This is a genomic window from Pseudoalteromonas sp. ECSMB14103 (assembly GCF_000813065.1).
Taxonomy (GTDB): Bacteria; Pseudomonadota; Gammaproteobacteria; order Enterobacterales; family Alteromonadaceae; genus Pseudoalteromonas; species Pseudoalteromonas marina.
In genome coordinates this window covers 168,869-183,112 of the sequence record NZ_JWGY01000007.1, presented here as the reverse complement: position 1 = coordinate 183,112, position 14,244 = coordinate 168,869, and the positions used below count along the sequence as shown (strand labels likewise).

Below are 14,244 nucleotides of genomic sequence, written 5' to 3'. Positions count from 1 at the left end.
GGGCTACTCGTCAAACCACTCCGAAAGGTAGTGGGGTGAGTAGAAATATGTTGTAAGCAATGTTGCTTTTTTAAACATAATTCTCGTTCCAAAAAGGTTTTTGACAAAGCCAGCAAATGGGTGCTAGCTTACTCGCGTTTTAAAGTTCCTTTTTTTTATAGCAAGCGAGAGGCTCTCTCGCAAGTCATTTTTTATAAATTTTTACATGAGTGTAACATAATGGAACGAATATATTTACCAAACAAGCGGTTAGTTAAATCGCGAATAATAACCGCTTTTTTATCTGTTCTTGTCGCTTTTTCGCTGCAAGTAAGCGCAAAAGAGTCTAGTCAAACTCTCGTTTTAGTGGGGGGAGCTCTCACAACATGTGCCAGTTTAAGCCCCAAAAACTGTGAAAAAAATACTCAGATTTCGGGTAAAACGCATAATGTATTTACGCTCTCTCACACTAAAATTAGCCAAATAAAGCAACAATGGCCCAGTAAAAATAGCCAAGCTAAAAACAATACTATTAAAAATTTAGCAACAATGCAGGCTAAATCATCGCCCACGTTATCGAAAAAAGAACTGTTATGGTTGTGGCGCGATATTGATAGCAAACAGCTCAATAGTTTATCGGATCAAGAATACAATTTTGTAATAGATATGCTTGAAGTAGCGCAAATCCAAAGCGACAACACGCGGCTAAAAGAGCGGGTAAATACCGCGCTTAATAGCGAATCGGCAGCGACAGAGATTCTGCAGTTTATATCAGGTAGTTTAAAAGTTAATAACTCCAACCCGAGTATGCTGGCCATTACCGCCTCAAGTAGAGACCCTTATGAATCTGCTGATTTTTACGAAGGATTACTAAGCTTCCCTAATGTAAATTCGCAATGGCTTGCATTAACCCCTGCGCTTGCTAAAGCAATAACCACCAATAAGTGTGATGATTTAACCACGCTTAGGCACTCAGAAATGGGGCTATATCAACGCGAACATATTTACCCTGATCGCACACAAGCTGAATATCAATTGTGTAAAAAAGGCACCGACGCTTTAATCGAGCTAATCAAAAACAGTACCGGTGTCATGTTTAATGGTGGCGATCAAAGCCTAACTCGAAAAGTATTATTTGATGAAAATAACCAGCCTTACCCTTGGACAAAAGCATTACAGTCTCGCCCTGTTATTGTTGGAACAAGTGCAGGTACCGCGGTGCAAAGTGGTGGGCAAGCCCACGGTGGTAATGTGGTGATGATCACCAATGGCACTAGCTTGTCGGCATTGAAAGAAGGCGCACAAGCCATTGATGCCCCCAGTGAGCGCTCAAACAGCGATGGTTTAACTTACAACCGCTTTGGGGGTTTAGGCACATTTAGTTACGGTGTACTCGATACACACTTTAGCGAGCGAAACCGTACATTAAGACTAGGCACTTTGCTCGACGACTTAAACGCAAACAAAGCTCAGCCGACATTCGGTTTTGGTGTAGACGAAACCACCGCTCTAGTGGTGATTAAATCTGAAGCTGGCAATTTAATGACTGTAATTGGCAAAAATGGTGTAGTGATGGTTAAATCAACAGGGCAAGCTCAGGTTAAAACTAAAACCTATAGTTACTCTTATTGGCCTGTGGGCAGTGTGATTGATATTAAAAATAACGATTTTACCTTAAGTCAGCGCAGTATCAGCCAAGCATTACCAGCAATTAAAATACCGCCTTTACCAGTTCAGCGTTTTGGCAGTATTTTAACGGATGCAAAATTACGCTCTTTGACACAAGCTATGTGCCTCGCTCAAGAGCAAAGTGCGGTTGCTCAGCAAGATGAATTTTTAATTAGCTTGAATGCAAATGCTGATACACGCTATGACCGAATAAACACCAAACCATTTGGTTGTGCTGTGAGTAATTTATCGCTGGTGGTCGAGTCGTTTTAAGTTTAAGGCGTAAATATTTGGATTTTAAGTACCAGCTCTATAAAATAACCGATATAACGTATAACCACTTTGCTCAAAGCAAAGAGAAATAGAAAGAGTTTTAACATGAATAACGAAAGTGATGTAATCGATAACTTAGCAGACTTAGAAGCTTTTTTACTGGAAGTTGAAAGCGGCGGTTATGGGTTAAAAGGAGTATCTGGCGTTGGTATGGTAACTAAAAACTCAGACGGCACCCGTTTTATTGCCGTATTTGATGATAAACAGCAGCTATTATTGGCCCGCGGTATCACCGAAGATGTATATACTAATGGGCAAGATATGGTTCGTAACGGTGTAAAGCCCAAACACTAGTTACATATAAATCAATAAGCGCTGTTTAGCGCTTTTTTTTTGCAAAATTTAAAATGAGTTAAAACATCAAGCAAGGCTAAGAAATATAAAAGGTAAAAAACCGATTTAGGCTAAATAAATGAAGGCTTTACTGCATAACTCGCATATTAACGTATTTCGTTTACTAATTGACCATTTTCATATAATGCCGAGTATTGGCGTTTATGCTCTTCAAATAGGTAGGTTCTTAACTGCTCTTTTCCGGTAATTATACGTGTAATTTTTGCAGCCATTCCTGATTTATTTTGCCTAATAGGCTCTATATCAATTGAAATACACTCTTCGTTTGGTAATGTAAACTGCACGTTTTTCATATTACCCAGTCGGCTGTTATCTTTTAGAGGTTTTAAAAATATCCCTGTGCTAGATATAGACTCAATATAAAAACCTTCGCTTTTTATATTGAGCTGGCTCCAACGCCAACTGCGCTGTGTGCCTTTAGTATCAATAACTTCAGGCGCACTGAGTGTTGGGTTAATAACCCCAGAGGGATCTATTTTTAAATCAAGCGGAAACCACAATTGATAGTGCGCAACTTTTGCTAATAGCGTTAAGCTTGCATTGCTTAATAGGTGCGCAATGCCTGCGGGCACACTACTTTGTAAAGTAAGCTTATGATTTGGTTTTACTTCCTGATCTTCTGGCTTAAATAAGTCAGAGATAAAGTTTAATTCTTCAGCTGAAAAGTCCATGTTCAACACCGTAAAAATAAAACCCTATCATATGTTAATTAAATAAAATGCTCAATAAGTGTGCAGGCTTATTTGTTTTCTTTACTATAATGAAAAGTTTTGTTGGGATTTTTTGTAAATTAAACGTGTATCGTTAGTCGCGCTTGTTATATTTCATCCAGATTATGCTTAAGCGAATAACAATATACTTAAAGTATATTTAGTGCCTTCATGTGCTTTTAAAAACTAAAAAGGGTTTTGTTACTTTGTTGTTTTATTAAGTTAATAATCAGCACCTGGTGAAATGTCGACACGTAAGGATGGTTTTAAGATATTGCTGCATACTAAGTAAGGACCAATTGATAGGCACTGTTTTTTAGGCGCAATTTGTAGTCATTTAACCGCTGGTTTAAGTAATCTCTAAGTAAATTTATTTTTCAGGTTAATACTTTTTTGAAGTTTAATTATAGAAACAGGAGGGAGTTAATTGGTCGGTATGGAGAGATTCGAACTCTCGACCCCTGCCACCCCATGACAGTGCGCTACCAGGCTGCGCTACATACCGACGTTGAGTGCAATAGTACGTGTATTTTTTTAAAAATCAATAAGCGATTGTTTGTTTGGGTGTTTATTAGGCAAGTGAGCTAAAAATCCCACTTAAGCTAGGTTATTTTTTTAGTCTTTATTCAACCAAGTTTTGATCGAGTCGTACATCTCATCACGTATCAACGGCTGTGCTTTTTTGTTAGGGTGTAACCCATCGTTTTGCATTAGCTCTGGTTTATCAGCGATATTGAGCATAAAAAAGTTTAATAAGTGCGTATTAGTTTCTTCGCTAATTTGGCTAAAGCTATCAGTAAACATTTTGCTGTAGCGAGGGCCGTAGTTAGGTGGAATGTAAATTTCCATCAGCGCGGTCATAGCATTAGCTGCTTGGCTTTTTTGTATCAGCGAGGTCAAATTAGCTTGCATTTTTTTTACCGGAAATCCGCGAAGACCGTCATTTGCACCAAGCTCTATAAGCACGTGTGTTGGTTGGTATTGGGTAAGTAATGCATCTAAACGGCGCAGTGCACCGCCAGACGTTTCGCCACTAATGCTGGCGTTTACAAGTGCAATGTCGGCTTGCTCGTCATTGTACTTATCTTGTAACAATTTTACCCAGCCTTGCTCTTGTTGTAGGCCATAGGCTGCGCTTAAACTGTCACCAAGTATTAAAATCGTGTTGTCGGCTGCTGCACTCAGCGGTTTGATAACTAAAAATAAAATGAATACTAAACGAAGGATTGAATGAGTCATATGTCAGCGCTTTCTCAATTAAATATAATTCAAGTTAATGGTTTGTCTAAAATAGTAACTACCTTTGAAGGTGAGTTGCCCATCCTCAGCGACATCAGCTTTAATGTCAAGCACGGTGAGTCTGTTGCTATTGTTGGCACGTCGGGATCAGGTAAGTCTACTTTGTTGAGTTTATTAGCAGGCTTGGATACAGCGACTAATGGCGAAATATTTTTAGACGGTGAGCCGCTTCATGATTTAGATGAAGAAGCGCGTGCAGCACTTCGTGCCGCTAAAATTGGTTTTGTATTTCAGTCTTTCATGTTGGTGCAAAGCTTAACCGCTCTTGAGAACGTAATGTTGCCTGCAGAACTAGCGGGAAAAAGTGATGCTAAGGAGCAGGCACTTGCTTTGCTTAAAAAAGTAGGCCTAAGCCACCGAACAGATCATTACCCATCTCAGCTTTCGGGTGGTGAGCAACAGCGTGTTGCTATTGCCCGCGCTTTTATTGGTACACCCAAAATTTTATTTGCCGATGAGCCTTCAGCTAACTTAGATAGTAAGAACGGCAAAATGATTGAGTCGCTGCTGTTCGACTTAAATTCTCAACATGGTACAACGCTTATTTTAGTGACGCACGATGAAGGACTCGCTCAAAAATGTGAGCATATTATTCAGATAGAAGCGGGCTTACTTGTAAAAAGTGAAGCAGAGGACGTTGCAAATGTGGGCTAAATTAGCGCTTAAATTATTTGCGCGAGAATTTCGAAGAGGTGAGCTAACGGTAATTAGTGCAGCTATTGCCTTAGCGGTATTAACTGTACTTACCTTGTCTATGGTGACAGATCGAATAGCACAAAGCATTGCACAAAAAAGCAGTGCGTTTATTGCTGCTGACCGAGTATTGGCAAGCAGCCATGCCATTGACACCGCTTTTATTGAGCAAGCTAAAAGTCAAAACTTACAAACCGCGCAAATGGTGTACTTCGACACCATGTTATTTGCTAATGACGAAATGCAATTTAGCTCGGTGAAAGCAGCGTCAGACGCATACCCGTTAAAAGGGCAGCTAAAAGTAAAAAACACATTACTAGGTGAAACGGTTATTGCAAACGATGGCCCAAATCCAGGCAATGTATGGCTCAGTGAGTCTGTTTTTTACTCGCTAAACATTGATATTGGCTCGCAAGTTGAGCTAGGTGCTGCGTTATTTAATGTTGAAAAAGTGATCGTTGAGGAGCCTGATGCGCCATTCAATGTATTTTCAAGTAGCCGTCGTGTATTAATAAATATTGCAGATGTGCCAAAAACAGAGGTTGTTCAGCCTGGGAGCCGTGTTTTTTATCGTCAGCTCTATGCCGGTAGTGAAGACGACATAAACAGCTTTTATGACTGGTTAAAGCCACAAATGAAAGAAAACCAACAATGGTACGGTGTTAAAGACCGTCAATCACCAATTTCAAACAGTTTAAACCGAGCAGAGAGTTTTTTATTGTTAGCGGGTTTACTAGGTATTATTTTGGCTGCAGTAGCGATTGCTGTATCAGCCAAACGATACTGCGAGCGCCAATATGACCCAGTTGCGATGATGAAAACATTAGGCGGCAGTCGCTCAATGATCCGCAAAATTTACATGCTTCACTTATTGCTTGTATGTGCAATGGCTGTGAGTATAGGTTTATTGATTGGTTACGGCTTGCAAGAAATAGCCACCGGATACCTTTCAAAAAGTATGGGAAGCGAATTGCCCATGGGTGGATTTAAGCCTTGGCTTGTAGCAATTAGTACGGGTGTAATTTGCGCCGTTATGTTTTCTATTAAACCGTTATTTGATTTGTTCGATATTCCGCCGCTTAGGGTACTGCGTCGTAATTTAGGTGACAAACTAGCGGTGAGCCGCATGCACTTGGGTATGAGTGCATTGACCGTGTTTTTGTTAATGTGGTTATTTAGTAACAATATAAAAATAACGCTAATATTATTTATAACCACACTAACTTTAATTGGCGTGTTGTTTTTAATATCTAAACTTATATTTGGCGGTGGCCGAAAACTGGGTTTAAAACCAGGTAATAGTTGGTCATTGGCTATTGCGTCGATTCAAAAGCGTGCCAATGTAAATGCAGTTCAACTTATTAGTTTTTCGCTCGCCATTAAACTGCTTCTGTTTTTAGTTGTGCTTAAAAATGACATGATTGCTGATTGGCAGTCGCAATTACCAAGCGATGCGCCCAATGCATTTTTAGTTAATATTACGCAAAACGACCTTGAACCAATCAATAATTACCTTGCTGAGAAAGACATTTTAGTGTCTGACTTCTACCCAACGATTCGAGGGCGTGTTAACGCGGTAAATGGTGAGTTGGTTGCACGTGAAGTATCTCTTCAAGACAATGAGAAAAAAGATGAAGAAGCGCGTTCGGGTATTGGCCGTGAGCTAAACTTAACGTGGCTTAAAGATGTACCGGCTCAAAACGAGATAATTCAAGGTGAATGGTTTGGTGAAAACGCAGTGGCCGAGGCATCAGTTGAAGAGTCGATGTTAGAGCGCCTTGATGTTGAAATTGGCGACACACTTACCTTTTTAATTGGCGCGCAGTCGTTCGATGCTAAAATTACCAGCGTTCGCACAGTTAACTGGGCAACGCTTAAACCCAACTTCTTTATTATACTCAGCCCAGATGTACTTAAAGACTTTCCGGCGACTTATATTTCGTCGGTTAGGATAGAACCTGAGCAAAAGCGCGACTTTAGCCAACTGTTGCGCACCTATCCAACCATTACTGCAATCGATGTAGACAACTTTGTAAAGCAAATACAAACCACAATATCGCAAGTCTCACTTGCTATTGGTTTTGTACTTGCCATTGTTGTTTTGTGCGGTGCATTAGTACTCATTTCGCAAGTGCAAGCGAGCTTAGGTGAACGCATGCAAGAAATTGTAATTTTAAGAACATTAGGTGCTAAAAGCCGTTTAATTAAAAATGCGACCTTGTACGAGTTTTTATTATTGGGTGGGTTAGCCGGTTTAGTTGCTGCATTTTTTAGCGACTTAGCGCTTTTGATTGTGCAGCAACAAATGTTTGAACTTACGGGCAAGCTTCATCCACACATATGGATTATAGGCCCGCTTGCTGGTGGTTTATTTGTAGCCGGGTTGGGTTATTTAATGATTGCCCGTACCCTTAAACAAAACACCCAAGGGTTAGTTCGCGCTTTAGGGTAAACTAACTATTATTGCGTTTAAAATGCTCGCTATTTAAGCGAGCATTTTTGTTTTTGCTTGGTACTGGTATTTTATACAGTACTCTGGCATTATTAGCCTAATTTACAATAAAAACAACGAGAATGTGATTTGGCCATTATTTTAGGGATCGACCCAGGATCGCGTTTGACTGGTTACGGTGTAGTTGCTCACCAAGGTGCTAAATTTACTTATTTAGGCAGTGGTTGTATAAAATTAGCCGATCATCCTTTTCCGGTACGTCTTAAAATGATTTACCAGGGCATCACTCAACTTGTTGAGCAGTTTTCGCCTGAAACGTTTGCTATAGAAAAAGTATTTATGGCTCATAATCCCGATTCTGCATTAAAACTTGGCCAAGCGCGTGGTGCTGCCATTGTGGGTGCTGCAATGGCTGATTTGCCAGTGTTTGAGTATTCGGCAAGGCAAATTAAACAAGCTGTAGTAGGCAACGGTGGTGCAGACAAAAGCCAAGTCCAGCATATGGTAAAAAATATTCTAAAATTACCAGGTACGCCTCAAGCCGATGCAGCAGATGCATTAGCAATAGCAATTTGCCATGCTCATTCAGAACAAAATTTAATTAAACTAGCGGGCAGCGCAAGCAAAACCGTTAGAGGACGCTTAAGGAAATAACAATGATAGGCCGCTTAAATGGTATTTTAGTTGAAAAACAACCCCCCGAAATTTTACTTGAAGTAAGCGGCGTGGGTTATGAAGTACAAATGCCAATGACCTGTTTTTACGACTTACCAAAAGTGGGTGAAAACACGATTGTTTATACTCATTTTGTAGTGCGTGAAGATGCGCAATTACTGTTTGGTTTTAATAATAAAACAGAGCGCGCATTATTTAGAGAGCTTTTAAAAGCTAATGGGGTAGGGCCAAAACTCGGGCTCGCTATTTTATCGGGAATGTCGGCGCAACAGTTTGTTAGCTGTGTAAATAATGAAGATGCTACATCGCTGGTTAAATTACCGGGTGTGGGTAAAAAAACAGCTGAACGTTTAGTGCTTGAGATGAAAGACCGTCTAAAAGATTGGGGTAATGATTTATTTACACCATTTAGTGATAGCGCAGTGATAGAGCCTCACAGCGATGCATTAGTTGCTAATAATGCAGCGGATGATGCCGTTTCTGCACTTGTTGCATTAGGGTATAAATTGCCACAGGCACAAAAAGCAGTAAAATCGGTGAGTAAACCGGATATGTCTACTGAGGTTCTTATAAAAGAATCTTTAAAATCGATGTTGTGAGTAACCCATGATTGAAGCGGATCGCTTAATTGACGCGACTGAAAAAACAAATGAAGACTCGATTGACCGAGCAATTAGGCCAAAACTGTTGGCTGATTACCGAGGTCAACCGCATGTTAAGCAGCAAATGGAAATATTTATTGAAGCTGCACGCAGCCGCGATGAAGCGCTTGATCATTTATTAATATTTGGTCCGCCAGGTTTAGGAAAAACCACGCTGGCGAATATTGTAGCAAACGAATTAAACGTAAATATTAAAACCACCTCAGGACCTGTACTTGAAAAAGCAGGCGATTTAGCGGCACTTCTTACAAACCTTGAAGAAGGCGATGTACTGTTTATCGACGAGATCCACAGGTTAAGCCCACAGGTTGAAGAAATACTTTACCCTGCAATGGAAGACTATCAGCTTGACATAATGATAGGAGAAGGCCCTGCTGCACGTTCTATTAAACTGGATTTGCCGCCATTTACGTTAATAGGTGCTACAACACGTGCAGGCTCACTCACATCGCCACTGCGTGACCGCTTTGGCATAGTGCAGCGTTTAGAGTTTTATTCAGTAGAGGATTTATCGCATATAGTGGGCCGCTCAGCTCATTATCTTGATTTAGAAATGTGTGACGATGGCGCTAGTGAAATAGCTAAACGATCACGGGGTACGCCGCGTATTGCTAATCGTTTATTGCGCCGTGTGCGAGATTATACTCAGGTTAAATCTGATGGCACTGTAAATGCAGACGTCGCGCAGCAAGCACTCGACATGATTGACGTAGATAAAAGCGGTTTTGATTATATGGATCGTAAATACTTATTAGCCATCATTGAAAAATTCATGGGTGGTCCTGTAGGGCTCGATAATTTAGCCGCTGCCATTGGTGAAGAGCGTGAAACAATAGAAGATGTTATTGAGCCGTTTTTAATTCAACAAGGGTTTATTCAGCGAACGCCGCGCGGCCGTATTGTGTCTGACAATGCGTACCATCATTTTGGCTTGTTACCTAAAAAAGACTAATTATAAACACCTTTCCTAAACCCTTGCTAAAAATTAGCTTTAGCAAGGGCACTTTCTTTTATAACGTATTTTATCTACGAAAAGTTATTTTCTTTATCATTAACTAGCCTATTGCAAGTAAATTCAACGTAGTTTGCGCTGACAATAGCTGTTTGAGATAGATTTATTATCCAGCGTTCAGGTTAACCAACAATTCACAGGGCGTTAAGGCGTGTGTGGCTATTGTGCCTTTCATAAAATTCAACTTAGTCAGTGCTGACTATGACTGTTTAGGTTTAGTCCAAAATTTCTGGCTCAATAAACAATATTAAATGAATCCGTATATTTTGGTGTAGGCCAAATTTCAGGTAAAAAAAAGCCCGCAAATAATGCGGGCTAACAACAAGTTAAAGGAAGTAATCTGGGGGAACCATGTTTTACACTGTTAGGTTTTATGCAAATAGAGTAAAACAATGTAATACGACTTAAAATCATATTACTAAGAACAGGACATAATGAAACAGTTTCATTTAATGCGCTAGCTCGGTATGGAAGAATAATACGGAATATCTAAAAATTGTTCAAACTAGAAAATTTGTTTTTTCAGATAAAAAAAACTAATGTATTTAGTTTTGTTGTAGTTTGTAAATTGTTCGTTAAATAACCATATATTTTATAAGTTAATGAAAAATAGTACTTAAGTATATTTTTGTATAATTGTTCGGTATTAGTTTTAGTATTCTGGTAGGTAACGTTAACGTGGTTTTGCGTGTTTATGCATTAATTTTGAATAAATGGCGTGTTTTATGATGTTTATTTATATAATTACGCAGCTGAACCTGAGTTTTTATTTTGTTTGAATAAAAATTTATATAACCAGGCGTAAAAAATAAACAACATAGCCGATTTTTAACGTTTTTTGTTGGCTATTCATAGCAATATCGTTGTTAGTTTGAAATGGACTCGATACACTAGATGCAACTAATTGACCTTAGTTGCGGTCATAATTGCACAAATCATTACAATTGACGTATTTTGATACTATTTAGGAGTTTAATGTGGGATCAGGGCTTAATTTTTTGGATCTAATTTTAGAAGCCAGTTTGCTTGTACAATTAGTAATGTTAGGGCTAGTTGCCATGTCGGTTATGTCGTGGGCTATTATTTTTCAACGTAAAAAAGCAATCTCTGATGCGCTTTCGAATGCTAAAAAGTTTGAGCAAAAGTTTTGGTCAGGCATTGATTTAAGTAAGCTTTATAACGAAATTTCATCTCGTAGTGCTCAATCTCATGGTATTGAGGCGTTATTTACAGCAGGCTTTAAAGAATTTGCGCGTCATAAAAAAAATACATTTCAAGGCGCAAGTATAGTAATGGAAGGTACGCATCGTTCAATGCGTGTAGCGTTGTCACGTGAAATAGAAAAAATTGAAAAAAGCCTATCGTTCTTAGCAACGGTCGGTTCTATAAGTCCTTACATCGGTTTATTTGGCACTGTGTGGGGTATTATGAATGCCTTTATTGCATTGGGTGAAGTAAAACAAGCCACATTACAAATGGTTGCTCCGGGCATAGCTGAGGCTCTAATTGCTACGGCAATGGGCTTATTTGCTGCAATTCCTGCCGTAATTGCTTATAACCGTTTTTCAAACAGTGTTGAAAAGCTTGAATCTCACTACATCAACTTTATGGAAGAGTTTGCTAATATTTTACACCGTCAAGCAGCTACACAAATAGAGGCACAAGCGAATGTATCATCGTAAAAAGCGCCGCCCAGTAGCAGAAATTAATGTAGTACCTTATATCGATGTAATGTTGGTGCTGCTTATTATTTTCATGGCGACTGCACCACTAATTACTCACGGTGTAAAAGTAGATTTACCAAAAATGGAAGAATCTGATTTAGTTGATACAAAAGATACACCACCAATCATTGCGTCTATTGATGCTGAGGGTAAATATTACGTCAGTGTAGGTACTGATCCAGAGGAACCAATGGAAGCACTCGATGTAGCCGCTGTGATTAAATTGCAGTTAATGAAAAATCCAGATGTACCTGTAATGATTAAAGGTTCTGGTAAAGTTTCTTATCAAGAAGTGTTATTGCTAATGGATTTTTTGAAAAACGCAGGTGTGCCGTCAGTGGGATTAATGACCGAATCCTTTGAGGGGAATTAACTGGATGAGTAGTGCATTAGTAAAATCGGTGGTATTGCATTTAGGTTTGGGCGGATTGTTGTACGCGTCAGCTAACATTCATGCACCAACCCCTAAAGTAATGGAAGTGACGTTAAACACGGCTATACCTGAACCCGACAATGCTGTTTCTGCGGTAACAGTTGACCAAAAAATGGTTGAGCAAAAAATTGCTGAGCTACAAAAAAAAGAAAAAGATAAAAAGCGTGCTGAAGATAAGCGGATACGTGATTTAGAACGCAGGGCTGCTGATGCTCGCAAACAACGTGAATCTGAGGCTCGAAACATTAAAAAACTTGAGCGTGAACGCAAAGCCAAAGAGAAAGAAAAAGCGCAAGCTGAAGCTCAAGCAAAAAAGGCGCGTGAGATAGAGCAAAAAGAGCGTGCCAAAGCTAAGCAAGCAGAAAAGCAAAAACAAGAGGCTGAAAAGGCAGCAAAAGCCGCGGCAGATAAACGTAAGCTTGAAGAAGAAGCGCTAAAAAAAGCAGAAGCTGAACGTATTAAGCGTGAGCAAGAAGCTAAAGAGCGTGCAGCCGAAGCTGAACGTAAGCGTCAACAAGCATTACAAGAACAAATATTACAAGAACAACTTGCTAAAGAGCAGGCTGCACGTAGTAAAATACGCCAGCAACAAGTTGCGAGTGAAGTTGACAAATACCGTGCTTTGATTATGGCGCGTATCCAACAAAACTTGTTAATTGATGAAAAAATGAAAAACCAACAATGTCGAGTGAATATTCGTCTTGGCTTTAATGGTTTAGTTACGCAAGTTAAGTCTTTAGGTGGTGATAAGCTAGTGTGTGAAGCCGCGCTCAGAGCGGTTCGTATGGCCGACACATTACCTGTGTCTAAAGACAGAGACGTGTTTGACCAGCTAAAAAATATTAACTTAACAATCAAGCCAGAATTTTAAAGGAATGATATGTTCAATAAACTAAGAGTAGCCTGTGTAGTATTGCTACTAGGGTTTCAAGGCATTGCAAATGCTGCACTTGAAATTGTAATTACCGAAGGTGTTGATGGCGCAAGGCCTATTGCTATTGTGCCATTTAAATACACCGGAATAGGTCCGATCCCACAAAAACTAAGTGATGTGATTGCAGCTGATTTAGTCCGAAGTGGTAAGTTTAAGCCGGTTGATGTTGCGCAAATGCCACAACAACCAAGCGAGGACCAAGCAATTGATTATGCCTCATGGGTTAATCAAGGGGTTGAGGCCGTTTTAGTTGGCCAAGTTGAACAGCAAACCGATGGCCGATACTTAGTCCGCTATGAATTAGTGGATGTAATTCGTGGTCAAATCACGGGTGGTAACACCCAAATGATGTCTAATGGGCAATTAGTAAAAAGCCAAGACCACATTTTAGAAGCCAGAGAAAGCGTTATTTCCGAAAGTGGGTTTCGCCGCTATTCACACCGTATTAGTGATGTGATTTATGAAAAACTAACAGGCGAAAAAGGTGCATTTTTAACTAAAATTGCCTATGTGATTGTGCGTGACGAAGACGATAAGCCGTATCAACTCGTTGTTGCCGATTACGATGGATTCAACGAACAAGTACTTTTGCGCTCTAAAGAGCCGTTAATGTCACCCGCGTGGTCCCCAGATGGTACCAAGCTTGCTTATGTAACGTTTGAAAATCGTCAAAGCCAAATATATATCCAAGACTTATATACAGGTAAGCGAGAAGTGGTAGCCAGCTATCGTGGGATTAATGGTGCTCCGCAGTTTTCACCTGATGGTAAAGAGCTTCTATTAGTCCTTTCAAAAGATAAAACAGGTGCAACGGAAATTTATTTACTAAACCTGGCAACGCGTAAAGAAACACGCCTAACAAACCACCGTAGCATAGATACTGAACCATCTTGGTACCCAAATGGTCAAGATATAGTGTTTACCTCGGAAAGGGGTGGTAATGCTCAGATTTATAAGTTAAATTTAAAAACTGGCAGATCAAAGCGCCTAACGTTTGATGGCGATATGAATCTTGCAGGGTCAGTTACGCCTGACAGTAAAGAATTAGTGATGGTTAATCGTACGAACGGTAAGTACCATCTTGCTAAAAAAGAGCTAGCTTCTGGCGCGTTTCAAGTATTAACGCGAACTCGCTTAGATGAATCACCGAGTATAGCGCCAAATGGCTCGATGATAATATACAGCACGCTCCATAATAACAAACAGGTACTGGCGTTAGTATCGATGGACGGCCGCTTCAAAGCACGATTACCTGTGCTAGACGGACAAGTAAAGGCGCCAGCTTGGTCGCCATATTTACAGTAATGTTACTGGTT

The 14,244-nt window shown here is 39.9% G+C and carries 13 protein-coding genes and 1 tRNA gene; 11 read left to right on the top strand and 3 right to left on the bottom strand.

Annotated elements, in window-relative coordinates; translation table 11 throughout:
- The first annotated feature begins 219 nt into the window (after positions 1-219).
- The gene (locus tag RF53_RS12965; protein ID WP_039037941.1) at positions 220-1,920 is read left to right on the top strand and encodes a cyanophycinase; all 1,701 of its coding nucleotides are present in this window, start codon (positions 220-222) and stop codon (positions 1,918-1,920) included.
- A gap of 105 nt (positions 1,921-2,025) precedes the next feature.
- A complete protein-coding gene (locus RF53_RS12960) occupies positions 2,026-2,274 on the top strand; it encodes a hypothetical protein (protein WP_039037916.1) in 249 nt (82 codons plus the stop codon).
- A gap of 146 nt (positions 2,275-2,420) precedes the next feature.
- Here the strand turns inward: RF53_RS12960 and RF53_RS12955 are convergent, their stop codons facing one another.
- From RF53_RS12955 to RF53_RS12945, 3 genes are all read right to left on the bottom strand, one after another.
- Positions 2,421-3,005, bottom strand: a complete 585-nt coding sequence (locus RF53_RS12955; protein WP_039037915.1) for a hypothetical protein — start codon at positions 3,003-3,005, stop codon at positions 2,421-2,423.
- Between the two features lie 467 nt (positions 3,006-3,472).
- Positions 3,473-3,549 (bottom strand) — tRNA-Pro (locus tag RF53_RS12950).
- Between the two features lie 110 nt (positions 3,550-3,659).
- The gene (locus RF53_RS12945) at positions 3,660-4,283 is read right to left on the bottom strand and encodes an arylesterase (RefSeq protein WP_010557243.1); all 624 of its coding nucleotides are present in this window, start codon (positions 4,281-4,283) and stop codon (positions 3,660-3,662) included.
- On the opposite strand from RF53_RS12945, the gene RF53_RS12940 reads away from it, so the two are divergent.
- The 9 genes from RF53_RS12940 (at position 4,284) to tolB (ending at position 14,233) form a co-directional block, all read left to right on the top strand.
- Positions 4,284-4,997 carry an ABC transporter ATP-binding protein gene (locus tag RF53_RS12940; RefSeq protein ID WP_006794480.1) on the top strand — a complete coding sequence of 238 codons (714 nt, stop codon included), beginning with the start codon at positions 4,284-4,286 and terminating at the stop codon, positions 4,995-4,997.
- Positions 4,987-7,488 carry an ABC transporter permease gene (locus tag RF53_RS12935; protein ID WP_039037914.1) on the top strand — a complete coding sequence of 834 codons (2,502 nt, stop codon included), beginning with the start codon at positions 4,987-4,989 and terminating at the stop codon, positions 7,486-7,488. The genes RF53_RS12940 and RF53_RS12935 overlap by 11 nt, the downstream gene beginning before the upstream one ends.
- Before the next feature lie 129 nt (positions 7,489-7,617).
- The gene (gene ruvC / locus RF53_RS12930; RefSeq protein ID WP_008131991.1) at positions 7,618-8,142 is read left to right on the top strand and encodes a crossover junction endodeoxyribonuclease RuvC; all 525 of its coding nucleotides are present in this window, start codon (positions 7,618-7,620) and stop codon (positions 8,140-8,142) included.
- A gap of 2 nt (positions 8,143-8,144) precedes the next feature.
- The gene (gene ruvA, locus RF53_RS12925; RefSeq protein WP_006794477.1) at positions 8,145-8,762 is read left to right on the top strand and encodes a Holliday junction branch migration protein RuvA; all 618 of its coding nucleotides are present in this window, start codon (positions 8,145-8,147) and stop codon (positions 8,760-8,762) included.
- A gap of 7 nt (positions 8,763-8,769) precedes the next feature.
- Positions 8,770-9,777, top strand: a complete 1,008-nt coding sequence (gene ruvB, locus RF53_RS12920) for a Holliday junction branch migration DNA helicase RuvB (protein WP_039037913.1) — start codon at positions 8,770-8,772, stop codon at positions 9,775-9,777.
- A gap of 1,037 nt (positions 9,778-10,814) precedes the next feature.
- A complete protein-coding gene (gene tolQ / locus RF53_RS12915; protein WP_006794475.1) occupies positions 10,815-11,519 on the top strand; it encodes a protein TolQ in 705 nt (234 codons plus the stop codon).
- Positions 11,506-11,934, top strand: a complete 429-nt coding sequence (gene tolR / locus RF53_RS12910) for a protein TolR (protein WP_006794474.1) — start codon at positions 11,506-11,508, stop codon at positions 11,932-11,934. Before tolQ ends, tolR begins: the two co-directional genes overlap by 14 nt.
- A gap of 4 nt (positions 11,935-11,938) precedes the next feature.
- Positions 11,939-12,865, top strand: a complete 927-nt coding sequence (gene tolA, locus RF53_RS12905) for a cell envelope integrity protein TolA (RefSeq protein WP_006794473.1) — start codon at positions 11,939-11,941, stop codon at positions 12,863-12,865.
- 9 nt (positions 12,866-12,874) lie between these two features.
- The gene (tolB, locus tag RF53_RS12900) at positions 12,875-14,233 is read left to right on the top strand and encodes a Tol-Pal system beta propeller repeat protein TolB (protein WP_010557248.1); all 1,359 of its coding nucleotides are present in this window, start codon (positions 12,875-12,877) and stop codon (positions 14,231-14,233) included.
- Positions 14,234-14,244: the final 11 nt, after the last annotated feature.